19 protein-coding genes are annotated in these 25,373 nt (G+C 72.1%); 10 read left to right on the forward strand and 9 right to left on the reverse strand.

The window, feature by feature from the left end:
• Positions 1 to 30 precede the first annotated feature (30 nt).
• Complete coding sequence (locus tag BJP65_RS06650) at positions 31 to 1,698, reverse strand: ABC transporter substrate-binding protein (RefSeq protein WP_070408620.1); 1,668 nt, start codon at positions 1,696 to 1,698, stop codon at positions 31 to 33.
• 323 nt (positions 1,699 to 2,021) lie between these two features.
• Here BJP65_RS06650 and BJP65_RS06655 point away from each other — a divergent pair, with 323 nt between their 5' ends.
• From BJP65_RS06655 to BJP65_RS06665, 3 genes are all read left to right on the forward strand, one after another.
• The gene (locus tag BJP65_RS06655) at positions 2,022 to 2,888 is read left to right on the forward strand and encodes a spermidine synthase (RefSeq protein WP_070408621.1); all 867 of its coding nucleotides are present in this window, start codon (positions 2,022 to 2,024) and stop codon (positions 2,886 to 2,888) included.
• Positions 2,889 to 2,982: 94 nt separating this feature from the next.
• On the forward strand, positions 2,983 to 3,510 hold the full coding sequence (locus BJP65_RS06660; RefSeq protein ID WP_055833535.1) for a tetratricopeptide repeat protein: 528 nt from the start codon (positions 2,983 to 2,985) through the stop codon (positions 3,508 to 3,510).
• Positions 3,511 to 3,540: 30 nt separating this feature from the next.
• Complete coding sequence (locus tag BJP65_RS06665) at positions 3,541 to 4,029, forward strand: SprT-like domain-containing protein (protein WP_055833532.1); 489 nt, start codon at positions 3,541 to 3,543, stop codon at positions 4,027 to 4,029.
• A gap of 7 nt (positions 4,030 to 4,036) precedes the next feature.
• Here BJP65_RS06665 and BJP65_RS06670 read toward each other — a convergent pair whose 3' ends face one another.
• On the reverse strand, positions 4,037 to 4,660 hold the full coding sequence (locus tag BJP65_RS06670) for a 2-phosphosulfolactate phosphatase (protein WP_055833529.1): 624 nt from the start codon (positions 4,658 to 4,660) through the stop codon (positions 4,037 to 4,039).
• Positions 4,661 to 4,745: 85 nt separating this feature from the next.
• On the opposite strand from BJP65_RS06670, the gene BJP65_RS06675 reads away from it, so the two are divergent.
• A complete protein-coding gene (locus BJP65_RS06675) occupies positions 4,746 to 5,252 on the forward strand; it encodes a hypothetical protein (protein ID WP_070408622.1) in 507 nt (168 codons plus the stop codon).
• Between the two features lie 55 nt (positions 5,253 to 5,307).
• Here BJP65_RS06675 and BJP65_RS06680 read toward each other — a convergent pair whose 3' ends face one another.
• From BJP65_RS06680 to BJP65_RS06690, 3 genes are all read right to left on the reverse strand, one after another.
• Entirely contained in the window at positions 5,308 to 5,955 is a 648-nt protein-coding gene (locus BJP65_RS06680; RefSeq protein WP_070408623.1) for a response regulator transcription factor, read from the reverse strand.
• Positions 5,956 to 6,034: 79 nt separating this feature from the next.
• Complete coding sequence (locus tag BJP65_RS06685) at positions 6,035 to 7,216, reverse strand: sensor histidine kinase (protein ID WP_070409878.1); 1,182 nt, start codon at positions 7,214 to 7,216, stop codon at positions 6,035 to 6,037.
• Positions 7,217 to 7,279: 63 nt separating this feature from the next.
• Positions 7,280 to 7,768 carry an Lrp/AsnC family transcriptional regulator gene (locus BJP65_RS06690; protein WP_181016003.1) on the reverse strand — a complete coding sequence of 163 codons (489 nt, stop codon included), beginning with the start codon at positions 7,766 to 7,768 and terminating at the stop codon, positions 7,280 to 7,282.
• A gap of 107 nt (positions 7,769 to 7,875) precedes the next feature.
• On the opposite strand from BJP65_RS06690, the gene BJP65_RS06695 reads away from it, so the two are divergent.
• Both BJP65_RS06695 and BJP65_RS06700 read left to right on the forward strand, forming a co-directional pair.
• A complete protein-coding gene (locus BJP65_RS06695) occupies positions 7,876 to 9,273 on the forward strand; it encodes a DUF6421 family protein (RefSeq protein WP_156784843.1) in 1,398 nt (465 codons plus the stop codon).
• 85 nt (positions 9,274 to 9,358) lie between these two features.
• Positions 9,359 to 10,057, forward strand: a complete 699-nt coding sequence (locus BJP65_RS06700; protein WP_070409880.1) for an SDR family oxidoreductase — start codon at positions 9,359 to 9,361, stop codon at positions 10,055 to 10,057.
• Between the two features lie 110 nt (positions 10,058 to 10,167).
• On the opposite strand, the gene BJP65_RS06705 is transcribed toward BJP65_RS06700, so the two are convergent.
• Positions 10,168 to 11,709, reverse strand: a complete 1,542-nt coding sequence (locus BJP65_RS06705; protein WP_083285751.1) for an MFS transporter — start codon at positions 11,707 to 11,709, stop codon at positions 10,168 to 10,170.
• Positions 11,710 to 11,776: 67 nt separating this feature from the next.
• Complete coding sequence (locus BJP65_RS06710; protein WP_219811357.1) at positions 11,777 to 14,974, reverse strand: DEAD/DEAH box helicase; 3,198 nt, start codon at positions 14,972 to 14,974, stop codon at positions 11,777 to 11,779.
• Between the two features lie 119 nt (positions 14,975 to 15,093).
• Between BJP65_RS06710 and BJP65_RS06715 the strand changes: the two genes are divergently transcribed.
• Positions 15,094 to 16,161, forward strand: coding sequence for a low specificity L-threonine aldolase (locus tag BJP65_RS06715; protein WP_070408624.1), 1,068 nt, complete (start codon positions 15,094 to 15,096; stop codon positions 16,159 to 16,161).
• A 57-nt stretch (positions 16,162 to 16,218) separates the two neighbouring features.
• Here BJP65_RS06715 and BJP65_RS06720 read toward each other — a convergent pair whose 3' ends face one another.
• Both BJP65_RS06720 and BJP65_RS06725 read right to left on the reverse strand, forming a co-directional pair.
• Positions 16,219 to 18,141 (reverse strand): M3 family metallopeptidase, encoded by a 1,923-nt coding sequence (locus tag BJP65_RS06720; protein ID WP_070408625.1) that lies wholly within the window; start codon positions 18,139 to 18,141, stop codon positions 16,219 to 16,221.
• 89 nt (positions 18,142 to 18,230) lie between these two features.
• Complete coding sequence (locus BJP65_RS06725; RefSeq protein WP_070408626.1) at positions 18,231 to 18,845, reverse strand: NUDIX hydrolase family protein; 615 nt, start codon at positions 18,843 to 18,845, stop codon at positions 18,231 to 18,233.
• A gap of 85 nt (positions 18,846 to 18,930) precedes the next feature.
• On the opposite strand from BJP65_RS06725, the gene BJP65_RS06730 reads away from it, so the two are divergent.
• The 3 genes from BJP65_RS06730 (at position 18,931) to BJP65_RS06745 (ending at position 25,360) form a co-directional block, all read left to right on the forward strand.
• Positions 18,931 to 19,599 (forward strand): alpha/beta hydrolase, encoded by a 669-nt coding sequence (locus tag BJP65_RS06730; RefSeq protein WP_070409882.1) that lies wholly within the window; start codon positions 18,931 to 18,933, stop codon positions 19,597 to 19,599.
• Positions 19,600 to 19,727: 128 nt separating this feature from the next.
• Positions 19,728 to 24,416: an ATP-dependent helicase gene (locus BJP65_RS06735; RefSeq protein WP_070408627.1), complete on the forward strand. Its 4,689-nt coding sequence runs from the start codon at positions 19,728 to 19,730 to the stop codon at positions 24,414 to 24,416.
• Between the two features lie 167 nt (positions 24,417 to 24,583).
• Positions 24,584 to 25,360 (forward strand): DNA-formamidopyrimidine glycosylase family protein, encoded by a 777-nt coding sequence (locus tag BJP65_RS06745; RefSeq protein ID WP_070408629.1) that lies wholly within the window; start codon positions 24,584 to 24,586, stop codon positions 25,358 to 25,360.
• Positions 25,361 to 25,373 lie beyond the last annotated feature (13 nt).

Raw genomic sequence — 25,373 nt, forward strand, 5'->3', positions numbered from 1 at the left:
CGTCACGACGCGGAGCCCGCGGCATCCGGATCACTCGGTGAGTTCGATCTCGTTGTAGACCTCGTCCTGCACGGGGCTGGCGGGGTACGACTTCACCCGGGGTGCGAACGCGAGCGTCGGCACGGGGTTGGCCAGCGGGATACCGGGGAGGAACGTCGCGATCTGCTCGTTGACGGCCTGGTAGGCCGGGTCCTGCTCGGCCTCGGTCGCGAGGCCGCGGGCCGAGGTGAGAGCCGAGAACAGCTCCGCGTTGTCGAAGCCCCACTCGTTGGACGTGCCGCCGAAGAACGTGCCCACGAAGTTGTCGGGGTCGTTGTAGTCGCCGGTCCAGCCGAGCAGATGGATGCCGTGCTCGCTGCCGCCCTGGATCAGGTCGAGGTACTCGCCCCACTCGTTCGACACCGGGTTGAGCACGATGCCCACGGCCTGCAGCTGCGACTGGAGGTTCGTGAAGATCTGCTCGGGGTTCGGCATGTACGGGCGCGAGATGTTGACCGGGTAGTTGAACGTCAGCGTCAGCGGGTTGGCGTCGGTGAAGCCGGCTTCGGCGAGCAGGGCCTTGGCGGCGGCCTGGTCGAAGTCGTACGTGGTCACGCCGGAGTTGAAGCCGATGACACTGTCGGGCATGAACTGCGAGGCCACCGTGGTGCCCTCGGGCAGCACCTGGGTGACCAGCTGCTGCTTGTCGATGGCGTGGGCGATCGCCTGGCGCACGCGGATGTCGCCGAGCGCCGGGTCGGCCTGGTTCATGCCGAGGTACAGGATGTTGAACGGGTCGCGGTTGGTGAGCATGTAGCCCGCGGACTCGAGCGCGCCGAGGTCGGCGGGGGCCACGAGGTCGTAACCGTCGATCGAGCCGGACTCGAGCGCCTGGCGACGAGCCGTGGTGTCGCCGATCACGCGGAAGATGACCTTCTGCACCTGGCCCTGGTCACCCCAGTAGCCCTCGTAGGCGTTGACGGTCGCCTCGGCGCCGGGCTCCCACGAGTCGAACTGGAACGGACCCGTGCCGGTGGGGTGGCCCTGGGCGTACTCGCTGAGGGTCGGCGCCTCGGAGGTTCCGCCCACCTCGTCGGCCTGGTACTCCTGCAGCGCGGTGGGGCTCTGCATCGCGAACGCGGGCAGCGACAGCGCGGGGATGAAACCGGCGAACGGTTCGGTCAGCGCGATGGTGACCTCGGTGGGGCTTCCCACCTCGCAGCCGCCGTAGATCGAGGTGCCGGTGTCGGCGTATCCGCGCATGATCTTGCCCCAGTAGTAGGACAGGCTCTCGGACTGCGCGATGCCGGTGAAGTTGTTCTGGCGATCGAAGTTGAAGCAGACGGCGTCGGCGTTGAACTCGGTGCCGTCGTGGAAGGTCACGCCCTCTTTGAGCGTGAAGGTGTACGACAGGCCGTCGTCCGACTGCTCCCAGCTCTCGGCGAGCATGGGGGCGGGGTCGGCGGTGCCCGACTCCACGCCGACGAGGCCCTCGAAGATCTGCCGCGAGATGCGGAACGACTCTCCGTCACTGGCGAAGGCGGGGTCGAGGCTGGACGGATCGCCCGAGGCGCCGAACACGAATGTGGAGTCGACGTCACCGCCGGCGTCGCCGCCGCCGTCATCGTCGCGCTGACTCGTGCAGCCCGACAGGGCGAGCGCGCCGATGGCGACGGTGGCGCCGCCGACGAGCAGACGTCGTCGAAGAGAACTGAGCATTTTCGGTACACCTTCCGGGGGGAAAGGGAGGAGAACGACGGCGCTGTCACGTCATCGTGCCGCGCTCCGCTTGCTGTGTTCCCCCGACCGTACAGGGCGGGCGGCGTCGTGCCCATTGCCCGCGTGTATCGATCGTGTTTCGAGAATCCGGCATCCTGATGCCCTCCCGGGCTACCGATGGCGCATTCCGCCCATCCCCCCGCCGCCGCGGTGCGCACCCTGCCCGCCTCGGGCAGCGCGAGGAGCCGAGAGTCGTCGCTTCGCGGCCAATGCGCGCGTCGGGGTTCGGCATCTCACGCGACGGGCCCGGCTAGCGTGGAGGGATGGCACGCATGCGCATCGAACCCGACGACGCCCCCACGGCGCGACTGTCGGACGGATCGACCGCGCGGGTGTCGCCGTCGGGCTTCGTCTCGGGATGGGAGCTGGTCGTCGACGCGACCCCCCAGTCGCACGTCGACCTCGACGATCCCACCCACCTGCACTTCGAATACGTCGCGCGCATGGGAGCGGTCATCGACCGCCTGCGGATGCCGGGACAGCCGCTGACCGCGGTGCACCTGGGCGCGGGGGCCCTCACCCTTCCCCGCTACGTCGAGAGCACCCGCCCCGGCTCCCGCCAACAGGTGATCGAACTGGAGCCGGCGCTCTGGGATCTCGTGCGCGAGAACCTCCCCCTTCCCCGCGGCGCCGCGATCCGCGTACGCATCGGCGACGCGCGCGCCGGACTCGCCAAGCTCCCCGCCGGCCTCACCGGCGCCGTCGATCTGCTCGTGAGCGACGTGTACTCGGGCGCGCAGACCCCGGCGCACCTGACCACGGTGGAGTTCTACCGCGACGCCGCGCGTCTGCTCGCCCCCGACGGCGTCCTGCTCGTCAACGTGTCGGACGGCCCCGGCCTCGCCTTCGCCCGACGACAGGTCGCCACGATCCGCGCGGTGCTGCCCGAGGTGATCGTGCTCGCCGAGGTGCAGGTGCTGAAGGGCCGCCGCTTCGGCAATCTCGTCGTCGCCGCCTCCGCCGCTCCCCTGCCCGTCGAATGGCTCCCGCGTCTCATGGCGGCCGGTCCCCACCCCGCGAAAGTGGCCCAGGGGGCCGAGATCGAGGAGTTCATGCGCGGGGTGCGGGCGTCGACCGATGCCGACGCGACGCCGTCGCCCAAGCCCTCGGCGTCGATCTTCGAACGGTGACGGCGGCGTGTTCGCGCCCCGACCGCGTGGCGCGGGCGTTCTGAGCGCGCCTGCCACGCAAACTGGAACTCCTGCCCGACCGAGAGGAGCGACGGTGAGCTACATCCACGGGTACGACCCCGACACGTTGCGCGAGGTCACCGACTCTCGCGAGTGCGCGGAACGACTCGAGGAGATCGGTTCGCAGCGCAGCCTCCATGCCCTCCTCGAACGCGTGTGGCTGCTGAAGGTGCTCGACCGCTTCGACGAGGCCCTCGTCATCTCGGATCAGTCGGTGCGCGTCGCCCGCATGGCCGGCACCCGCCGCGACCTGCTGCGCGCCCGCATCCTGCACGCCACGATCCTGCAGTGCCGCGGGGCGTTCGCCGCCGCCGAGCAGGAACTCACCATGTGCGCCGACGAGGCCGAGGGCCAGGGGTGGGCCAGCATCGCCGCCTTCGCCCTGCAGCACCGCGGCAAGGTGCACTACGACGAGGGCGACTACGACGCCGCGCGTCGCGACTTCAAGCAGGCGCTCTTCCTGCGCCAGAACGCCGGCGCCACCGATGCGCAGCTCGAGTCGACCCTGCTGGCGATCGACGCCGCCGAGCGTCGACGCACGCGCGAGGTCGTCGCGAGCTGAGTGTCGTAGGCCCCGCCTAGGCTTCCCGTCATGTCCGATCTGCACCGCGTACGCGTCTGGGCCGAGGCGTTGATCGCCCTGCACCTCGACGCGTCGTGGACGTTCGCGTTCGACAACGCCAAGCGCCGCGCGGGTCTGTGCGACTACGGCCGCAAGCGCATCAGCGTCTCGCGCTACCTCACCGCGCGTTACGACGACGACACGAACCACCAGACGCTGCTGCACGAGGTGGCGCACGCGCTCGCCGGAGCCCGGGCCGGCCACGGCGCGGCGTGGAAACGCACCGCGCGCGAGCTGGGGTACGTCGGCGGAACGACGCACGCGGGAGAGACGGCCACCGAGCTCGCGCCGTGGGTCGGCACCTGTCCCGCCGGCCACGTCGCCTACCGGCACCGCAAGGCCACGCGTCCCACCTCGTGCGCGAAGTGCGCGCCCACTTTCGACCCGCGCTTCGCCCTGTCGTGGGTGCGGCGCGAGATCTCGCCCGCGGTGCGCCTGGCCGCCTCCACGCCGCGCTGAGCGCGCGTCAGGGGGCGACGAACGCTCCGTCGCGCAGCACCGGCACGACCGATGCGGCGTCGCGCGCGGCCGCGGCCAACACCTCATCGCGGCGCCCGTCTGCGGCGAGCCGACGCCCCGTGCCGCTGGCCGTGAGCAGGTGGCGCACGGCCCCGCCGAGAGCGCGGAAGCCCTCGCCGGCGACGGCGGCGTCGGGCGAGGCGTGGTCGATACCGAGGTCGCCCAGAGCGGCGACGACGGCCCCGGCGCCCAGCAGGTCGTCGACGGCGAAGCGGAGTCCCTCGGCATCCGTGCCGTCGGGGTACCCCGCCGCGACGATCGAGATGCTCGTGCGCTCGCCGCGCGTGCGCTGCACCTCGAGCACGTGCGCGGCGACGGCGGCAGCGTTGCGCAGGCCTCCCACCACGACGTGCGCCCCGGTCGCAGCGGAGGCGCGGACGAGAGCCGCGGCCGCATCGTCGACCGCGTCGAGGGGCGCCCCGGCTTCGGCCGCCGCCAGGGCGCGCGCCGACAGGCCGAGGGTCTGCACGAGGACCACGACGTGGGCGTCGGCCAGGCGGGAGAGACCCGCGCCACCCCACTCCAGCCGCACCTGGTAGTCGGACTGCGAGAGGGCGGGGTGTTTCGGCATCCTCCGAGCCTAGAACGGTGGAGCGTCACCGCGTGTTCGTCAAGCGGTACCGGCGAAGACGGCCACGTCGGGCACGATCGGTGACATGCGCATTCTGCTGAAGTTCGTCATCGACTGCGACCCGGATGCCGCGTGGCGGGCGCTGCACTCCCCGCGCGCCGTCGCGGAGCTGTACGGCCCCCTGCTCGAGGTCGACGCGCTCGGCACGATGCCCACCTCGTTCGAGTCGGGGGACGACGTTCCGGTGCAGATGAGCGTCGCGGGCATCTTCCCCGTCGGCCGGCAGCTGATCTCGGTCGCCGATCGTGAGACCAACGACGGCAACGGCCGCGTGCGGGTGTTCCGGGACTGGGGGGTCCCGTTGACCGGCCCGCTGGCGAGCCTCGATGTCTGGGACCACCAGATGGCGGTCTCGGCGGCCCCGGGCGAGGCGGGCCGCACCCTCTGGCGCGAGCGACTGACCATCGGCGGCGCCGCCGCCCCGGCGCTCTGGCCGGGACTGTGGGCGACGTGGCAGTGGCGCGCGGCACGCATCCGGGCGCTCGCCCCGACCTGGGCCCACGACCCCGGGGAATCCCCCTCCACGCCCTGACCGGCTCGCGCCGATGTGGGATGCCGGGAGGCGGTGAGGAGACGCGGGCCGCGGTTCAGGCCAGGCCGTGGCGGAACGCGAAGACCACCAGCTGCACGCGGTCACGCAGGGCGAGCTTGGTGAGCACGCGGCTGATGTGCGTCTTCACCGTCGCCTCCGACAGGAACTCGCGCTCTGCGATCTCGGCGTTGCTCAGGCCCGCCGCGGCGAGCGCGAAGATCTCGCGCTCGCGGTCGGTGAGGCTCGCGTAGCTCGCGGGCACCGGCTCGGCGCCGCCTTCGGCGATGTGCGCGAACAGCGTCCGCGTCGCCTCGGCGGCGATCACGGCGGAGCCGGCGTGCACGGTGCGCACCGCCGAGAGCAGGGCCTCGGGCTCCGAGTCCTTCAGCAGGAACCCGCTCGCTCCGCGTTGGATGGCCCGCGCGGCGGCCTCGTCGAGGTCGAAGGTGGTCAGCACGACGACGCGCGGGGGCGCGGGTTCGCTCAGGATCTCCGCCGTGGCGGTCAGGCCGTCCATGACCGGCATGCGCACGTCCATGAGCACGAGGTCGGGCCGGGTCGCCCGCACCACGTCGATACCCTCGCGCCCGTCGGAGGCCTCGCCCACCACCTCGAGATCGGGCTGCGAGTCGATCACCATGCGGATGCCCGCGCGGAACAGGACCTGGTCGTCGACGAGGACGATGCGGATGGGAGCGGTCATGCGGGCGGTTCCTCTTCTGGTCGAGCGAGGGTGCGGCATCCCCTGCGCCGATCGAGTCCGGCGGGGGCGGGGGCGGGGCTCACACCGGGCGCCCGATCGGCAGGATCGCCCGCACGACGAACTCGCCGTACTCGGGTTCGGCCGTGAGTCGGCCGCCGACCAACTGCGCGCGCTCGCGCATGCCGATGAGACCGTGACCGCCGGGCGCGGCCGGGGCGACGGATGCCGTGGCACGGGCATTGCGGATCGACAGCTCCACCCGGTCGGGCCACCACGCCAGGTGCACGCGGACACGTGGGTCGACGCCGTGCCGCAGGGCGTTCGTGAGGGCTTCCTGCATGATGCGGTAGACCGCGAGCTGGATGGCGGCGGGCGGCTCGCCGGGCGGGGAGGGATCGACCTCGGCGGTGACCACGAGGCCCGCCGCGCGCATGCGGGTGTACAGCGTCTCGATGTCGGCGAGGGTGGGCTGCGGCCCCTCGGCCTGGCTGTGGCGCAGCTGCGTGAGCAGCAGGCGCACGTCTCCGAGGGCGGCGCGCGCTGTCGACGAGATCGTCGAGAGCGCAGCCGTCGTGGCTTGCGGGTCGGTCGCGGCAGCGTAGCGCGCACCGTCGGCCTGCGCGATGACGACGGCGAGCGAGTGGGCGACGACGTCGTGCATGTCGCGGGCGATGCGCACCCGCTGCTGCTCGGCGATCGTCTCGGCCTCGGCCGCCCGCTGCGCCCTGCTGTTGGCGGTCGCACGCATGGCCGTGCGCACCAGCGCCCCCGACACCCACGCCAGCATGAGCGCGAACCCGGATGCCAGCAGCAACGCGGCGACCGCGAACCACTCGTTCGCGGTGAGTGGCGCCGTCACCCCGCGACCGACGAGGTACAGCGGCACGATGATCGCCCCGGCGATCGCCGAGGCGAAGCCGCCCCAGAACACGCGGCGCGTCCCGTAGGCCGCGGTGGCGTAGAGCACCGCGAAGATGGCGACGTCGCTGGGCGACGGTTGCCGCCCGAAACCCATCTGCAGCAGCGCCCCCGCCCAGGCGAAGATCAGCGCCAGGGCCGGTTGCAGGCGGCGCAGCGCCACGGCCACGGTCAGGGCCACGGCCACCAGCATCCCGCCGAGCGTCTCGAGGGCCAGGTCGACGCCGGCGGTGGCGCCCGACCCGCCCGCGAGTTCTGTGGCGATGGCGAGCAGGCCGAAGACGAGGGCGATGCCGAGGTCGGTGACCAGTTGGTATCGCTGCAGCGGGCGCGGAGTGAACATCGCGGCCACGCTACGCCCCGCGGGTGGGCTGGGCATCCGTCTCGCGATGTATCTCGGCCGCGCTCACGCGGGGAAGGCGGCGGGCTCGATCGGGCGCGCCTCGAAGAAGGTCTGCAGCACCACCGTGGTGCGGGTGTTGACCTGGGCTGCCGCCCGGATGTCGCGGATGAGCGTCTCGAGATCGCGCGGCGTGGGCACGCGCACGAAGAGCATGTACGCCGCCTCGCCCGCGATGGAATGGCACGCCTCGATGGCGGTCAGATGCGACAGGAGTTCGGGGGCGTTGTCGGGCTGGGCCGGATCGAGCGGCGTGATCTCGACGAAGGCGGCGAGGGGCCGGCCGAGCGCCTCGGCGTCGAGCACGGGGCGGTATCCGCGCACGATGCCGCGCGACTCCAGTCGGCGCAGTCGGGACTGCACGGCCGACACCGACAGCCCGACGCGCTCCGAGAGGTGCGAGAGCGTGGCGCGCGCGTCGAGCGAGATCTCGCGGACGATCGCGGCGTCGACGGAGTCCTCCAGGCGCGCGGCGCGGGCAGGGGCCTCGGTCATGCGCTCGACAGTATCAGGGCGTGCGAGGGTCGCCCTGGCGGTGTCCGTAAGTTTTCCGTTAGTATGCCACTTCAGCAGGAATATTTACAGCCTGATCGGAGGATGCCATGACCATCGCCACGCCTTCCCGTGCCGCGCACGATCTGCTCGACGGCCGAGCCGTCGACGACGTCGAACACACCCCCGCGTGGGCTCAGCTCAAACGAGCCGCCACCGCGCTGCACACGCTGCAGGCGAGGGACGGCTCGATCGACGACACCGCCGCCGCCGGTCCCCTCGTCGACGAGATCGTCGACGCCATCGGCGCCCTCACCCCGCTGTTCCCCCACGACGACGCCTACCTCACGGCCTCGGTCGCCGACTTCCGGCGCTGGCAGGACGAGGGCCTCGGCACACCCGACTTCCTCGACTCGCTCGTCGCCTTCCAGCCGCAGGAGCACCGGGTCGACGGCATCCGTCATCTCGTCGTCTTCCCGATGTACACCCAGAACGGCTCGAGCAACCGCCACGTCGAAGCCGTGCTCGTCGAGGCCATCTGGCCCGAGTTCATCGCGCGTCTCGAGACCGAGTACACCAACCGCCTGTTCGTCTCGCTGCGGCTGATCGACTTCACACCCGGGTACGACACGAACTCCGCGGTGCTCTTCCCCGAGACCGTCGCCATGCGCGAGGTCCCCACCTTCACGTGGGGGGCGATCTTCCAGGACCGCGAGGCCGCACGCTACCGTCGCGTCACCCGCGCCGCCGCCGACATCACCAAGCTCGAGCTGCCCGCCGAGGCCGCGCGTCTGCTCGATGACCAGGACCTCGCCGAGCAGACGTTCGTCATGTGGGACCTCATCCACGACCGCACGCACATGCGCGGCGACCTGCCGTTCGACCCGTTCATGATCAAGCAGCGGATGCCGTTCTTCCTCTACTCGCTCGAAGAGCTGCGCTGCGACCTCACGGCGTTCCGCGAGTGCGTGTCGCTTCAGGCCCGACTGTCGGCCCGCGACGACCTGGATGCCGCCGAGATCGCCATGCGCGAGCACGCCGGCCTCGTGCAGTACGCCGTGATCTTCGACCGCATCTTCCGCTTCGCCATCACCGGCTCGCGCGTGCGCAACTACGACGGCCTCGGTGGACAGCTGCTCTTCGCCTGGCTGCACCAGCACCGCGTGCTGCACTGGACCGACACCTCGCTCGCGTTCGACTGGGACGAGGTGCCCGCCGCGGTCATCGCGCTGGCCGACGCGATCGACGAACTGTACTGGCGCTCGATCGACCGTCCCAAGGTCGCGCACTGGCTCGCCGCGTACGACCTCGTGCGCGCGGTCGTCACCCCGCACCCCGCCTCGGTGTGGGCGCGGGGACTCTCGGACGACGTACTCGCCGGGCTCCCGAAGGGGTACACCGACGCCGTCCTCGATGACGAGTTCCCGCTGTCGATGTTCTTCGAAGCGCTCGAGAAGAAGATGCGGCCCGTGATCGCATCGACCGAGGGGATCCGCGGGACGGACTGACGCGGGAGCGGGGTACGGCCGTACCCTGGCTCTCGCGGGAACGACGACGCGGGCGACGGGGCCGGCCGGGGGCGAGGGGATGACGATGACCGACGCACGGAACGACGACGAGGGAGTGCGGGGGCGCACGGTGCTGCTCGCGGGCGGAACGAGCGCCGCCGGACACGCCTGCGCGCGCGCACTGCTCGACACCGGGGCGCGCGTCGTCGTGGTGGGAAGCTCCGACGAACGTCTGGCGGCGATGGCGGCGGACCTGCCCGGCATCGCCGTCGAACGCTGCGATCTGACCGACGAGCGCGCCGTCGGTGAGCTGCGCGATCGCGTGCGCGCCGGGCACGGTCCCATCGACGGCCTGCTGCACCTGGTCGGTGGCTGGCGGGGCGGCGGGGGCCTGGCCGGGCAGAGCGACGACGACTTCGCCTTCCTCCTGCAGTCGGTGATAGCGCTCCGACACGTGAGCCGCGCGTTCGACGACGACCTGCGCGCCTCCCCCGCGGGGCGCTTGGCGATCGTGTCGTCGAACGCGGTGGAACGTCCGCTCGCGGGTGGGGCGAACTACGCGACGGCCAAGGCGGCATCGGAGACCTGGGTGCGCGCGGTCGCGCAGGGCTACGCGAAGGCCGCCCGCGACGCCGGGCGGGAGCCGACGGCCGCGGCGGTCATCTTCCGCGTCACCAGCCTGTCGGGGCTCGAGGACGCCCTCGCCGCGTCGTTCATCGCCCTGTGGGATGACGACGCGACCGCCTGGAACGACGTGACGATCGGTATCGACGCTCCCGCCTGACCTCGTCGGCGGTGCGGGTTCCGCGGCGTCGCGGACAGCGTCAGCCGCGCGCGTCTCCCGGCGTCGCGGACAGGGTCAGCCGCGCGCGTCTCCCGGCGTCGCGGACAGCGTCAGCCGCGCGGGTCGTCCGGCGTCGCAGGCGCGGTCGGCGTCGCGTGCGCGGTCGACGTTGCGGCGTCGGCGGTCCACGCGGGAGACGCCGCGGTCGTCGCTGCGGCGTCTGCGATCGGCGGGGCGGCGGCGTTGTGCACCGACACCTCGCGGTCATCGACGGGAGAGGGCCCGTCCGCCACGTCGGCGTTGACCTCGGCCGTGCGGTACTGCCGCGAGAGGGTGCGGTACGAGCGCGTGAGGAACGCGAGCGACGCGGCCACCACCATGAACAGTCCGGCGAAGACGAACACGAGCGCAATGCCGCGCGAGGCTCCGTCGCCGACCAGCCAGCCCCACGTCGCTCGACCCTCACCGCCCCGCATGTAGGGGATGATCGCGAACTCGGCGATCGGGGCGATGAGGAACGAGGTGACGGGCGCGGCCGCCGACTCGAAGGCGGCGGCGAAACCGAACACCCGCCCCTGCGTCTCGAACGGCACGACTTTCTGGATGATCGTCTGCTCGGCGGCCTCGACCGGGGGGATGAGCGCCATGTACACCCAGATGCCGGCGACGTAGAGCCACCACCAGTCGCGCAGGGTGAAGATCGCACCGAGCGCCCCCATCGCGATGACGAGCCACAGCATCGTGCGGATGGGGTTTCGGCCGAGTCCGAACCGCGCCACGAGCCCGCCGCCGATGATGAACCCCGTCGCGGTGACGCCGAGCACCACGCCCCAGACCTGCACGTCGAACAGCTCGAGACCGTAGGGGTCCATCAGGGCCATGTAGACGCCGCCGATGAGGTTGTTGAAGGTGGAGAAGATGAGCAGCGCGAAGAGTCCCGGAGCCGCCCGCACCGCGCGGATGGCCCCGCGCACGTCGACCAGGGGGCCGGGCTCGGCGCCCGCGGCCGGGCGCTCTTCGGGGATGCGGATGGTCAACAGGTGCACCAGCGCGACGAGTGTCAGCGCGATGGCGATGGCCAGGGTGCCGCCCATGCCGAGGAAGCCCACCGACAAGCCGCTGAAGACACTGGTGACCACGAAGGCCAGACCCTGCACCGTGCCGACCAGACCGTTCGCGTTCGCGTGGCGCTCGACGGGGACGAGGAGCGTGACCGTGGTGGACAGCGCGATGTTGCGCATGTTCTCGACGACCGCTCCGGCCAGGATGACGCCGGCGAAGAGCCAGAACCAGGGACCGCCCAGATCGAGCAGCGCCGCCTCGGGGAAGGCCAGCCACAGGGCGCCCGCGACGAGGAACGCCGTCAGGGTGACGAGCCCGGAGAACACCATGACCCGATGCTTGCGGTGGCGGTCGACGAGCGACCCGAAGAACATCGCGAAGACGGCGAGCAGCAGCATGTACGCCCCGCCGACGATTCCGGTGGCCAGCACCGAGCGGGTCTCGAGATAGACCCAGAACGTGAGCGCGAACCACAGGAAGCTGGTCGTGACGTTCGCCGCGGCGGTGTTGACGAGCACCGCGAGGAAGGTGCGGTTCCCGGTCGTCGGAGCGCCGGCCGGGGCGGCGGCGGAGGGCGGCGATGCGGACATAGCCACACGGTAGACCCGACCTCCGACATCGGCCAGACCCCGGCGCTCGGCGCCGCCGGCGGGACGGTCAGTCGAGCAGGCTGCGGATGTCGTCGGCGGTGAGGCGCGGGCCACCCGCGAAGACGCCGTCGCCCTCGTCGGAGCCCCCGTCGAGCACGCGCGAGAACAGGTCGGCTTTGGCCTCGCGCAGCGCCACCACCTTCTCTTCGACGGTGTCGGACGAGACGAGCCGGTACACGATCACCGGGCGCGTCTGCCCGATGCGGTGGGCGCGGTCGATGGCCTGATCCTCGACCGCGGGGTTCCACCACGGGTCGAGCAGCACGACGTAGTCGGCTTCGACGAGGTTGAGCCCCACGCCTCCCGCCTTGAGCGAGACGAAGAACGCGGGATCGGTGCCGTCGCGGAAGCGGTCGATCTCGGCCTGGCGGTGGGTCGTCGTGCCGTCGAGGTAGCCCGACGCGAGCCCGGCGTCGGTGCACCGCTGCCGCGCCGCGCGCAGGAACCGCGTGAACTGGCTGAGGACCAGGACGCGGTGCCCCTCGGCGGCGGCCTCGACGAGGAGCTCTTCGAGCGCGTCGAGCTTCGCCGACGGCGCTTCTCCTTCGTCGACGAGGGCCGGGTCGAGGGCGAGCTGGCGCAGCATCGTCAGGGAGCGGAAGATCGCGAAGCGGTTGCCGTCGGCGTCGTCGAGCAGCCCCAGCAGCCGCTGACGCTCCCGGTGGAAGCGACGGTCGTAGAGCTTGCGATGCGCGGGGTGCAGGGTGACCTCGAGGATCGTCTCCTGCTTCGGCGGGAGTTCGGCGGCGACCAGCTCTTTGGTGCGTCGGAGCAGGAAGGGGCGGATGCGCCGGCGCAGCAGGTCGAGCCGTGCGCCATCGGAGTGCTTCTCGATCGGCGTGCGGTACAGCGTCGTGAACGACTCGCGGGTGCCCAGCAGACCGGGAGCGACGAGCGACACCAGGGCCCAGAGCTCGAGGAGGTTGTTCTCCATCGGCGTGCCCGTGACCACGAGCGTGAAGGGCACCGACAGGGCCCGTGCCGCACGGTACCCGCGCGAGGCGGGGTTCTTGATCTGCTGCGCCTCGTCGAGCACCAGGCCCGACCACTCCCCCTCGGCGTACTGCTCCTGCTCGAGACGGAACAGCGCGTAGCTGGTCACCACGACGTGCGCCCCGGCGGCGGCCTCGGCGATGCTCGTCTTCCGTCGCGCCCGCGTGGCCGTGACCGTGACCGTCTGCAGCCCGGGGGCGAACGTGGCGCACTCCCGCGCCCAGTTGCCCACCACGCTGGTGGGAGCCACGATGAGGAAGGGGGGCATGAGCGGATCGGCTTCGAGCGCCGCCTGCATCATCGCGATCGTCTGCACCGTCTTGCCGAGGCCCATGTCGTCGGCCAGGATCCCGCCCAGCCCCTGCGCGCGCAGGAAGTGCAGCCAGTCGAGGCCCGCGCGCTGGTAGTCGCGCAGCGTGGCGCGGAGTCCGGCCGGCGGGTCGATCGAGGCGAGGGCGGCCTCGTCGGTGAGGCCCCGGACGCGCAGCCACCACTCGGCCTCGTGCGCGGCGATCATGCCCAACTCGGCCAGGTCGTCCCACAGTCCCACGTTGTAGCGGTTGAGCTTCATCCCCGCCTCGGGGCGATCGGCGAGGGTGCGCGCTTCGTCGATGACCGCGCGCAGTCGGTCGAACTCGGGGGTGTCGAGCCGCACGTACGTTCCGTCGCCGAGGAAGAGCGCCCGATCGCCGAGAGCGAGGGCCCTGTAGAGATCGGTGAAGTCGACCTCGGCGTCGCCCACGGTCACGCGGGCGTGGAGGTCGAACCAGTCGCTCCCGTCGTCGGCTCCCGTGCTCAGCTGCACGGACGGGGCCTCCGACGCGATCCGATAGGTCAGCGCGTCGCCGGAGACGAGCACCCGCACGTGGTCGAGCTCCTCGAGGCGCGGTGCGGCCTCGACGGCGAGGATCGCGGCATCGGCCGCCGTCAGCGCCCGGGCGGGAGTCGTACCCGTCGCCGGGGGACGGGGAAGGGAGATGCGCAGGTCGGCGCCGATGGCGTCGACGGCGGCGATCACCCCGCGCTCGTGCTCGTCGTCGCGGCGTCCGCGCGTCGCCGAACGGTCCCACCGGGTGGCGAGCGTCGCCGAGCCCGAGCCGTGCGCCACGAGCACCTCGAGGACCGGCCGCGGCGCCGGGGGGAGCTCGACGGTGCCGCGCGGCGACACCACGGGCGCCTCGAGCTGGAGGCGGGGCAGATACTCGCGCAAGAAGGTCTCGGACCCGCCATCGTCGATGGTGAGGGCTCCCGTGCGCGCGAGCAGACCACGCAGCGGGTCGGTCACCGGCGTCGACAGGCGAGCGAGGGTGATCCGCTCGTCGTCTCCGTCGCGATCCGCGACGAAGGCCACCGCCACGGCGGGGTCTCCCACGACCCACGACGGCCGCGCCGCGACCTCGTCGGCCATCCCCTCGATGATCCCCCGCAGGAGCACCGCGGAGCCACGGCGATCGACGGCCATCGCGGGCACTGCCGGGTCGTCGGGGAGGTGAACCGGGTGGTGGGCGCCCGCGCTCGACACGATCGGCACCCCGGCCGCGAGCACGTTCTCGAGGTGCAGCCACAGCGAGTGCGGGGGAACGGCGGACAACGGTATCCACTCGTCGGACAGGAAGGCGCCGGGGCCGGATCGACCGACTCGGCCCAGACTGTCGAGGGCGGCGCGCGCCCGCGGATCGGCGGGGAGCGACGACAGCGCCGCCCAGCCGGCCCGCCCCTTGATCCAGGTTCCGCGCGTTCCGCGCATGCCGGGACGTGCCGTGAGGGTGAGGGCTGTGCTGCGGCCATGCCCACCCCCGCGACGGACGGCGAGGAACAGGCAGAGCTCGACGGGGTCTTCGTCGGTGGCCGCCGCGGGCGCGACCGCGAAGAGCTCGTCGAGCGATCGCTGCCATTCCGGGCGCGTCGGGCGCCCCGCCGACAGCACGCGGTCGAACAGCACGAGCGCGGCCGCGCACCCGTGCTCGCATTCGGGTCCGCGCCCGCACGAGCACCACCCGGCGAGGCGCGAGAGGTCGGTGGGCACCCGCAGCTCGAGGTGCTCGTAGCCCGCGGCTCCGAACGACTGCGCCGTCACCACGAGGACACCGTCGAGCGTCCTGACCTCGCCGACCTCGACGGAGCCGTACACGAGGAGCCGGTCGGCACGTGCCATCGCCGACGGCGAGAACAACTCGCCGGCGATGCTGAGCGCCTCGGGGTCCATGTGCATCCCTTCATTCTCGTCGGGTCCGACGACCTCCGGTCGGCGCGCCGGGCCGAATGGGGAGCAGAGTCCGACTTCGCGCCCTGGGGAGGAGGGGTTGGCCCCCTGGTCGTTACGCTGGAGCGGTGACTCCCCTCCACGACGCATCGGTGCGCGGCTTCGCCTCCGACAACTACTCCGGCATCCACCCCGACGTCCTCACCGCGATCACCGCGGCCAACGAGGGCCACCAGGTGGCCTATGGCGAAGACGTCTACACCGCCCGCCTGCAGGAGCTGTTCATCGGCCTGCTCGGCGACGGCGTCGAGGCCTACCCGGTCTTCAACGGCACGGGCGCCAACGTCGTCGGGCTGCAGTCGATGCTCCCCCGCTGGGGCGCCGTGATCACGGCATCCACCGCGCACATCAACGTCGACGAGGGCGGCGCCCCCGAGCGCGTCGGCGGGATCAAGCTGCTGACCGTCCCCACCGACGACGGCAAGCTCACCCCCGAACTGGTCGACCGCGAAGCCTGGGGCTGGGGCGACGAGCACCGCGCCCAGCCGCTCGTGGTCTCGATCACCCAGTCGACCGAGCTCGGCACCCTGTACACCGTCGACGAGATCAGCGCGCTGGCCGCTCACGCACACGGGCACGGCATGCGCCTGCACATGGACGGCGCGCGGATCTCCAACGCCGCCGCGGCCCTCGACGTGCCGCTGCGGGCGTTCACCCGCGATGCCGGCGTCGACGTGCTGAGCTTCGGCGGGACCAAGAACGGAGCGATGATCGGCGAAGCCATCGTCGTTCTCGATCCGGCGGCCTCGACCGGCCTGACCTACCTGCGAAAGCTCGACATGCAGCTGTCGAGCAAGATGCGCTTCGTCTCGGCACAGCTGGTGGCTCTGCTCGAGGACGACCTGTGGCTGCGCAACGCCCGCCACTCCAACGCGATGGCGCAGCGCCTGCGCGCCGGCGTCGAAGCGGGGCTCGCCGACGGTTCGATCCAGGGCGTGCAGTTCACCCAGCCGACGCAGGCGAACGGTGTCTTCGCGACACTGCCGGCCGGTGTCGCCGACCGCCTCCGCCAGAGCTTCCGCTTCTACGATTGGGACGAGCTGCGCCGCGAGGTGCGCTGGATGTGCTCGTTCGACACCACCGCCGAGGACATCGACGCGTTCGTCGCCGCGATCGCCCGCGAGACGACGGCCTGACCCCGACTGCAGTGAGGGCCGCGGCATCCGATCCAGGATGCCGTGGCCCTCACCGCATCACGCCCCCGCCAGCCAGTCGCGGTAGGCGTCGAACGTGCTCTCGCGGCCCAGGAAGGCCTCGACCAGGTCGCGCGCGTCGCGGGTTCCGCCGGGCTCCAGGATCTCGCGCCGGTAGCGGAGCGCCGTCTCGACGTCGAACAGGTCGCCGGCGAAGGCCGACAGCAGGTCGCGCGCGATAACGAGGCTCCACTGGTAGGTGTAGTAGCAGGCGCCGTAGCCCGTGAGATGGCCGAAGCCGGCGTACGAGTGCGACCCGGCGAGGGGCGTGACCGGGCTCGCCGACCGGTAGTAGCCGTCGACCGCAGCCTGAAGGTCGGTCGGACGCTCGACGTGCAGGCGGTACGACGTCGTGGCGTGTCCGAGCTGCCGGGTCACCTCGAGGGCGCGGCCGAACGCGTCGGCGGTGCGCATGCGCGCGACGAGGTCGGCGGGAATGGCCCGGCCCTCGTCGTTCACCGCGAACGATGCCAGGACCTCGGCATCCCACGCCCATTCCTCGAGCAGCTGACTCGGTGCCTCGACGAAGTCCCACTCGGTCGCGATCCCCGTGAACGACGCCCAGCGGTGATGACCGCCGAGGATGTCGTGCACGAGGTGACCGAACTCGTGGAAGAAGGTGACGACCTCGTCGTGCTCGAGCAGACCGCGCGAGAAGTTGCACAGCAGCGCCCCCTCGGGCAGCGCGTGCCCCGTGATGCCGGGCACGAGCCCGAAGCACGCGGCGTGGTTGTACTTGCCGTCGCGAGGATGCAGGTCGAGGTGGATGCGGCCGAGCCGCTCGCCCGCGCGGACGACGTCGTAGGTGCGCACGTCGTCGTGCCACGAAGGCGCGTCGACGGGGACGTACTCGACGTCGAGAAGTCGCGCCGTCGTGGCGAGGACGCCGTCGAGCACGCGATCGAAGCGGAAGTACGAACGGACGAGCTGTGCATCGACGTCGTACTCCTCGCGCTTGAGCGCGCTGAGCAGATACCAGAAGTCGGCGATCGTGACCTCGGTGGCGTCGGGCTCGTCGCGGCGGAGGCGCTCGAGCACGCGGGCGTACTCGGACGCGGCAGCGGGGGCGACGGCCTCGGCCACCCGATCGAGGAACGCGCGCACCTCGGCGCTCGACCCGATCATGCGCGTCTCGGTCTCGTAATCGGCCCAGTCGCCGTAGCCGAGGAGGGCGGCCCGCTCGGCACGGACGGCGAGCAGATCGGCGAGCACGGCCTCGTTCTCGGGCCACGCCAGATCGTTGTAGGCCCCGACGAGGGCGTGACGCACAGAGATGTCGCGGGCGTACTCGCGCACCGGCATGAGGTCGGTGTACTCGGTGGTCAGCGTCACCATGGCCTCGTCGTCGGCGGGGTGCTCGGCCAGGAAATCGGCCGGGAGTCCGTCGAGCGAGGCGGCCGGGACGCGGATCTCGCGGCGTCCTTCGCGGATGTGGCGCGAGAACGTCTGCGACAGAGCGGTGTCGCGGTCGGCGAGCTCCTGCACGCGCGCGCGGCCCGCGTCGTCGAGGTCGACACCACCGCGGCGGAAATCGCGCCGGAGGTGGTCGAGCAGGCGCTGCTGCGCGGGGTCGAGGCCCGCGGCGTCGGCGTCGGAGAACACGTGCCACAGGTCGCGATCGAGCAGCCGGCGCGCCTGCGCCGCGTCGATCGCCTGGGCCTGCGCCTCGGCGGCGGCGCGCACGTCGGAGTCGGGGTGGCACTCGCTGAGCAGGTGCGACGGCGCGGCGGCCTCGGCGAGCGCGATGTCGGCGTCGTTCCAGAGGTCGAGGCGCTCGCTCGTGGTCAGCGCCGTCTCGGCGACGAGACGGCGGTCGATCTCGGCCACGCGGGCGAGACGCTCGGCCGGGCGCTCCCCGGCGAAGCTCAACCAGCCGGCGCGGTCGAGCGGAAGGGACAGGGGTTCGAGGGGAGGATGCGGCATCCTCCGACCCTAGGGACGACCTCCGACACCGGCAACGTCGAGGACCGACGCCACCGCCGCCAGGCCGCGGAACGGCATCCGCGAGGGGATCAGCGCAGCGCGCCGACCGAGGCGAGCGCCAGGCGGATGAGCGTGCCCCGCCCGCCCTCCATCTCGTCGGAGAGGGCCTCGGATGCCGCTTCCTGCGGCGACAGCCACGTCACTTCGAGGGCGTCCTGACGCGGTTCGCATGTTCCCGTGACGGGGACCACGAAGGCGAGCGCGACGGCGTGCTGGCGATCGTCGTGGAACGCGCTGACGCCTGGGATCGGGAAGTACTCGGCGACGGTGAACGGCGTCGGCGACGGGGGCAGGGAGGGAAAGGCCATGGGGCCGAGGTCGTTCTCGAGGTGGCGGAACAGTGCGTCGCGCACGGTCTCGCCGTAGCGCACGCGCCCCGACACGAGCGTGCGGGTCATCTCGCCGAGAGGCGTCGCCCGCAGCAGGATGCCGACCTGGGTGACGGCCCCCATGCCGTCGGTGCGCACGGGGAGCGCCTCGACGTACAGCATCGGCAGGCGGCGGCGGGCCTCGGCCAGCTCCACCTCGCTCAACCACCCCGGGTTGGGGTTCGGGCCCCCCGGGGCGCCCGAGAAGGACGCCGACAACGATTCGTTCTCGTCGCCGTTGTCGCCGGAATCGGGGTCGGGGGTGCGTACGGGCATGATCCTTGTATATCAACCGTCCGCCCCGGATGCCGCGTGTCTTCGCCCACAGCGGATGTCGGAGGCCTTTGCGACAATGGGCCGCATGAGCACCCATCCTCCCCTCGACTCCACCCTCGTGCGCTGGTCCGCGCCGCCGGAGGAACGCGGGGATCGGCCGGTGCTCCTACTGCTGCACGGCTACGCGTCCGACGAGCACGACCTCTTCGGGCTCGTGCCGCAACTGCCCGCCGACTTCGTGATGGCCAGCGTGCGCGCGCCGCTCACCCCGCCGTGGCCCACCCCCGGGGCGTCGTGGTACCCGATCGAGGGTCTCGACGGCCGCGACCCCGTCGCGATCACGCGCGCCGCCGAGGGGCTGCTGTCCTGGATCCGCAAAGAGGTCGGGCCGTGGCCGGTCGGTTTGCTGGGGTTCTCGCAGGGCGGCGCCGTCGCGGTGCAGACCCTGCGCGTCGACCCCGACGCGGTGGCCTTCACCGTCGTGCTGGCCGGGTACGCCGCCGCCGGCGAGCTGCCGGGCGACGCCGTGCTGGCCGAGCGGCGACCGCCCGTGTTCTGGGGACGCGGTTCGCGCGACGACGTCATCCCCGCGCACCTCGTCGACATGACGGCCCAGTGGTTGCCGGCCCACAGCGAGCTGAGCGGTCGCGTCTACCCCGGGCTGACCCACTCGGTCTCGCAGGACGAACTCGACGACGTGCGCGCGTTCCTCGAGGCGCGTCTGGCCGAGGGGGGCACCCCGACCGAGGGGTGACGACAGGGGTCGATCGTTCGGTCGAGAGGCCGCGAAGCACGGGACGGACACCCGAGGGCAGCGGCCGTTCCGCGACGGGCGAACGTCAACCCCGACCCGATGTCGGAGGTCCGAGAGAGGATGGCGGCATGGCTGACGTACTCGACAGATTCGGGCCCGCCACGCGGGACTGGTTCCGCGGTGCGTTCCCCGCTCCGACCAACGCGCAGAAGGGCGCGTGGGAGTCCGTGTCGTCGGGGCGCAACGCGCTCGTGGTCGCCCCCACCGGCTCGGGCAAGACGCTCTCGGCGTTCCTCTTCGCGATCGACCGCATCTTCCGCGAAAAGGCTCCCGACGGGCCCGAGGCCGCTCCCCCGCCGCGTCGTCCGCGCGGCGCCGCGAAGACCACCCTCGCGAAGACCCCACCGACCACCACCCGCGTCCTCTACATCTCGCCGCTGAAGGCGCTCGGCGTCGACGTCGAGCGCAACCTCCGCTCGCCGCTCGTCGGCATCGGTCAGTCCGCTCGCCGGCTGGGCATCGAGGTGCCGTCCGTCACCGTGGGCGTGCGCTCCGGAGACACGAGCTCCAGCGACCGCCGCAAGCTCGTCACCGCCCCGCCCGACATCCTCATCACGACCCCCGAGTCGTTGTATCTGATGCTGACCAGCCAGGCGGCAGAGACCCTGCGCGGCGTGCGCACGGTCATCATCGACGAGGTGCACGCGGTCGCCGCGACCAAGCGCGGCGCCCACCTGGCCGTGAGTCTCGAGCGCCTCGACGCGCTGCTCGACAAGCCCGCGCAGCGGATCGGCCTGTCGGCGACCGTTCGACCCATCGACGAGGTCGCGCGGTTCCTCGGCGGTGCGCAACCGGTCGACATCGTGGCCCCCAAAGCCACCAAGGCGTTCGATCTGTCGGTCGTCGTGCCCATCGAAGACATGCTCAACCCGCCTCCGCCGCCGGGCAGCCCCGCCCCCGACGAGGCCGCAGACGGCGAATGGTTCTCGGATCGCCCCGAGAGTACCGAGATGGCCGGGTCGGTCTGGCCGCACGTCGAAGAGGCCATCGTCGACCGCATCCTCGAGCGGCGGTCGACCATCGTCTTCTCGAACTCCCGCCGCCTGGCCGAGCGGCTCACCGGGCGCTTGAACGAGATCTACGCCGAGCGGGTCGGCATCGAGGTACCCGATCCGACCGTGCCGGCGGCGCAAATGGCGCAGGCCGGCTCGTCGGCGGGCGTCGCCGCGATCCTCGCGAAGGCCCACCACGGCTCGGTCTCGAAGGAGCAGCGCGCCCAGGTCGAAGACGAACTGAAGTCGGGCGTCCTGCGCTGCGTCGTCGCGACCAGCAGCCTCGAGCTCGGCATCGACATGGGCGCGGTCGACCTCGTCATCCAGGTGGAGTCGCCCCCGAGCGCGGCCTCCGGGCTGCAGCGCGTCGGACGCGCGGGCCACCAGGTGGGCGAGGTGAGCCGCGCGGCACTGTTCCCCAAGCACCGCAGCGACGTGCTGCACACGGCCGTCGTGACCGAGCGCATGCTGGCGGGGCGCATCGAGGCCATCTCGGTGCCGCAGAACCCGCTCGACATCCTCGCGCAGCAGACGGTCGCCGCCTCAGCCCTCGGCTCGATCGACGTCGAGGAGTGGTTCGAGACCGTCAAGCGCAGCGCGCCGTTCCGATCCCTCCCCCGCTCGGCGTACGAGGCCACCCTCGACCTGCTGGCCGGGCGGTATCCGTCCGACGAGTTCGCCGAGCTGCGCCCACGCCTGGTGTGGGACCGCGACGCGGGCACGCTGACCGGTCGGCCGGGCGCGCAGCGGGTGGCGGTCACCAGCGGCGGCACGATCCCCGACCGCGGCCTCTTCGGAGTCTTCGTCGCGGGCGAGTCGCAGAACGCCCGCGTGGGCGAGCTCGACGAAGAGATGGTCTACGAGTCGCGCGTCAACGACGTCTTCACCCTGGGCACGACCAGCTGGCGCATCGTCGAGATCACGCACGACCGGGTGAACGTCGTACCCGCCTTCGGCCAACCGGGCAAGCTGCCCTTCTGGCACGGCGACGGCATCGGCCGCCCCGCCGAGCTGGGTGAGGCACTCGGCGCCTTCTCGAGAGAGCTGGCGGGGGGCGACCGGTCCAAGGCCGAGAAGCGCCTGCGCGAATCCGGTCTCGACGACAACGCCATCTCCAACCTGCTCGCCTACCTGGCCGAACAGCGCGAAGCCACCGGCAGCCTGCCCACCGACCGCACGCTCACCGTCGAGCGCAGCCGCGACGAGGTCGGCGACTGGCGCATCATCCTGCATTCCCCGTACGGCATGCAGGTGCACTCCCCGTGGGCCCTCGCGGTGAACGCCCGCATCCGCGAGCGCCTGGGCGTCGAGGGGGCCGCCGTCGCGAGCGATGACGGCATCATCGCGAGGGTTCCGGATGCCGCCGCCGAACCGCCCGGGGCCGACCTCTTCGTCTTCGAGCCCGACGAGCTCGAGCAGATCGTCACCGACGAAGTGGGCGGCTCGTCGCTGTTCGCCTCGCGCTTCCGCGAGTGCGCGGCACGCGCCCTGCTCCTGCCCCGACTGAATCCGAACCGTCGCTCCCCCCTGTGGCAGCAGCGCCAACGCTCGGCTCAGCTGCTCGAGGTCGCGAAGCGCCACCCGGCTTTCCCGATCATCCTCGAGACGCTCCGCGAGGTGCTGCAAGACGTCTACGACCTTCCCGCGCTGCTGCGCCTGACCCGGCAGATCGGCGAACGGCGCATCCGCCTCGTCGAGATCACGACCTCGCAGCCCTCGCCGTACGCCCGCGATCTGCTCTTCGGGTACGTCGGGGCGTTCATGTACGAGGGCGATTCGCCCCTCGCCGAGCGCCGCGCCGCCGCGCTGTCGGTCGACCCTGCTCTGCTGAGCGAGTTGCTCGGCAAGGTCGAGATGCGCGAGCTCCTCGACCCCGACGTCATCGCCCAGTTCGAGCGCGAGGCCCAGCGGCTCGACCCCGACCGTCGCGCGAAAGGCGTCGAGGGCGTCGCCGACCTGCTGCGCATCCTCGGCCCGCTCGACGCGAGCGAGGTGGCCGCACGACTGGACGCCGAGACCGACGCCCTGGCCGAGGCGGAACGCCACCTCGCGACCCTCGTCGACGACCGCCGCGCGATCCGCCTGACGATCGCGGGCGTCGCTCGGGTCGCCGGTATCGAAGACGCCGGGCGTCTGCGCGACGCGCTGGGCGCCGCACTTCCCGTCGGCATCCCGAACGCCTTCCTCGAGCCCCTGGCCGACCCGCTCGGCGACCTGGTCGCCCGATACGCGCGCACGCACGCGCCGTTCACCACCGACGCGGTGGCCGCTCGCCTGGGCGTGGGGATCGCGGTCGCGCGACTGACGCTGCAGCGCCTCGAGTCGCAGGGGCGCCTCGCGAGCGGCTTCTTCCTTCCCGAGGCGTCGGGTGGGAACCGCGGCGACGCCACCGAGTGGTGCGACGTCGAAGTGCTGCGCCGGTTGCGCATGCGCTCGCTGGCGGCGATCCGCGGCAGCGTGGAACCCGTTCCCCCCGCCGCCTACGCGCGGTTCCTGCCGGTCTGGCAGCACCTCGGCCGCCCGCTCGAGGGCATCGACGGCGTGCTCGCGGTGATCGAGCAACTCGCGGGTGTTCCCCTCCCCGCGAGCGCGTGGGAATCCTTGGTGCTGCCGTCACGCGTCGCCGACTACTCCCCCGCCCTGCTCGACGAGCTGACCGCGACGGGCGAGGTCGTCTGGTCGGGACACGGCACCCTGCCCGGCCGCGACGGCTGGATCGCCCTGCACCCGGCGGAGGCCGCCCCCTTCACGCGTCAAGACCCGGATGACGCCGACGATCCGGCCCCCGATTCGTTGGAGGCGCGGATCCTCGGTGCCCTCGACGGCGGGGGCGCATACTTCGCCGGTCAGCTCAGGCAGCTGGCCGGCGCCGAGAACGAGCAGTCGGTGAACGACGCCCTGTGGGCCCTCACCTGGGCGGGACGCGTCACGAACGACACCTTCGCGCCGGTGCGCACCCTGTTGAGCGGCGGCGGGCAGTCCCACCGCGTCGCCCGTCGGGCTCCGCGCGCACGCATGTACCGGGGCGCGACGATGCCGCGCGCAACCTCGGCTCCTCGCCCGCCGTCGCTGGGCGGCCGATGGTCGCTGCTCCCCGAACGCGAGCCGGACCCCGCCGCCCGGGCCACCGCCACCGCGAGCCTGCTGCTCGATCGGTACGGCGTCGTCACGCGAGGAGCGGTGCAGTCCGAGGGCGTCCCCGGCGGTTTCGCGCAGGTGTACCGCATCCTGGCGGGCTTCGAAGAGGCGGGCCACTGCCGCCGCGGGTACGTCATCGAGAAGCTCGGGGCGGCGCAGTTCGCCGCCTCCGCCACCGTCGACCGTCTGCGCGAGTTCGCGGCGGTCGCCGACCCCCCACCGCGACGCACGATCACCCTCGCCGCCACCGACCCGGCCAATCCGTACGGCGCGGCCCTCGGGTGGCCGTCGATCGAGGGCGTCACGCACCGCCCCGGACGCAAAGCCGGCGGACTCGTCGTGCTCGTCGACGGCGACCTGACGCTGTACCTCGAGCGTGGCGGCCGTAGCGCGCTGGCTTTCACCGACGACGAGGCGCAGCTGCAGGCCGCGACACGTGACCTCGCCGAGACGGCGAAGAGACGGCGCCTCGAGACCCTCACGGTCGAGCAGGTCAACGGCGAGTTCGTGTACGGCACCGCGGTCGGACGCGCTCTCCGCGAAGCGGGGTTCGTCGAGTCCCCGAAGGGGCTGACCCTGCGCAAACTGACCGCCGGCGACGCCATTCGCGAGGCCGCTCGTGCGTGAGCGCGGCGGGCCGGTGACCCGCACCGCCCCCACACCGACGTCGCCCGCGCCGTTCGTCCGGCCGCGCCGGCCCGAACGCGGATCCGGCGCGACCGACGACGCGGCGTCCTCGGCCCAGACCCAGACCCGGGCGAACCCCTCCACGCCCCACGACCCGGGAGCGCACCGTGCCTGAGGGCGACACCGTCTACCGCGCCGCCGCCAAGCTGTCGGCGGCCCTGACCGGCAAGGTCGTCACGCGGTTCGACATCCGCGTGCCCGGCAGCGCGACCGCCGATCTGCGCGGTGAGACCGTGCACGAGGTCGCCGCGCGCGGCAAGCACCTGCTGCACCGCATCGGCGGCTACACGCTGCACTCCCACCTCAAGATGGAGGGCCGGTGGGACGTCTACCGCCCCGGCGAACGGTGGCGACGTCAAGCCTTCAAGGCACGCGCGATCGTCGGGGTGAGTGGGGCGGATGCCGTGGGCTTCGACCTTGCGATGGTCGAGGTCCTCCGCACGGTCGACGAGCACACCGTGATCGGGCATCTCGGACCCGACCTGCTGGCCGATGACTGGGACGAGGCAGAGGCCGTCCGCCGCGTCGCGGCCGACGATCGCGCCGCGCACGTCGCACTCCTCGACCAGCGCAACGTCGCGGGGTTCGGCAACGTCTACGCGAACGAGTTGCTCTTCGTACGCGGAATCGCGCCGACCACCCCGGCGAACGAGATCGACGTGCAGGCCACCATCGCCCTCGGCGAGCGCATGATCCGCGCCAACCTCCCCCGCCCCGAACGCACCTTCACCGGAGACAGTCGCCCCGGGCGACGGTTCTGGGTCTATGGCCGCGACGGAGCCCCGTGCCGGCGCTGCGGCACGCCCATCCGCGCCACGAGCCTCGGCGCCTCGTCCACCAGCGAGCGAAACGTGTACTGGTGCCCCACCTGCCAGCCCGGGTGAGGTGTCCCGCCGC

This window comes from Microbacterium sp. BH-3-3-3, from assembly GCF_001792815.1.
In the GTDB taxonomy this organism is placed as follows: Bacteria; Actinomycetota; Actinomycetes; order Actinomycetales; family Microbacteriaceae; genus Microbacterium.

What these genes read in the sequence shown, in the direction of transcription:
- BJP65_RS06650 (WP_070408620.1), bottom strand. Translation starts at nt 1,698, where the DNA reads ATGCTCAGTTCTCTTCGACGACGTCTGCTCGTCGGCGGCGCCACCGTC.
- BJP65_RS06655 (WP_070408621.1), top strand. Translation starts at nt 2,022, where the DNA reads ATGGCACGCATGCGCATCGAACCCGACGACGCCCCCACGGCGCGACTG.
- BJP65_RS06665 (WP_055833532.1), top strand. Translation starts at nt 3,541, where the DNA reads ATGTCCGATCTGCACCGCGTACGCGTCTGGGCCGAGGCGTTGATCGCC.
- BJP65_RS06670 (WP_055833529.1), bottom strand. Translation starts at nt 4,660, where the DNA reads ATGCCGAAACACCCCGCCCTCTCGCAGTCCGACTACCAGGTGCGGCTG.
- BJP65_RS06675 (WP_070408622.1), top strand. Translation starts at nt 4,746, where the DNA reads ATGCGCATTCTGCTGAAGTTCGTCATCGACTGCGACCCGGATGCCGCG.
- BJP65_RS06680 (WP_070408623.1), bottom strand. Translation starts at nt 5,955, where the DNA reads ATGACCGCTCCCATCCGCATCGTCCTCGTCGACGACCAGGTCCTGTTC.
- BJP65_RS06685 (WP_070409878.1), bottom strand. Translation starts at nt 7,216, where the DNA reads ATGTTCACTCCGCGCCCGCTGCAGCGATACCAACTGGTCACCGACCTC.
- BJP65_RS06690 (WP_181016003.1), bottom strand. Translation starts at nt 7,768, where the DNA reads ATGACCGAGGCCCCTGCCCGCGCCGCGCGCCTGGAGGACTCCGTCGAC.
- BJP65_RS06695 (WP_156784843.1), top strand. Translation starts at nt 7,876, where the DNA reads ATGACCATCGCCACGCCTTCCCGTGCCGCGCACGATCTGCTCGACGGC.
- BJP65_RS06700 (WP_070409880.1), top strand. Translation starts at nt 9,359, where the DNA reads ATGACCGACGCACGGAACGACGACGAGGGAGTGCGGGGGCGCACGGTG.
- BJP65_RS06705 (WP_083285751.1), bottom strand. Translation starts at nt 11,709, where the DNA reads ATGTCCGCATCGCCGCCCTCCGCCGCCGCCCCGGCCGGCGCTCCGACG.
- BJP65_RS06710 (WP_219811357.1), bottom strand. Translation starts at nt 14,974, where the DNA reads ATGCACATGGACCCCGAGGCGCTCAGCATCGCCGGCGAGTTGTTCTCG.
- BJP65_RS06720 (WP_070408625.1), bottom strand. Translation starts at nt 18,141, where the DNA reads ATGCCGCATCCTCCCCTCGAACCCCTGTCCCTTCCGCTCGACCGCGCC.
- BJP65_RS06725 (WP_070408626.1), bottom strand. Translation starts at nt 18,845, where the DNA reads ATGCCCGTACGCACCCCCGACCCCGATTCCGGCGACAACGGCGACGAG.
- BJP65_RS06730 (WP_070409882.1), top strand. Translation starts at nt 18,931, where the DNA reads ATGAGCACCCATCCTCCCCTCGACTCCACCCTCGTGCGCTGGTCCGCG.
- BJP65_RS06735 (WP_070408627.1), top strand. Translation starts at nt 19,728, where the DNA reads ATGGCTGACGTACTCGACAGATTCGGGCCCGCCACGCGGGACTGGTTC.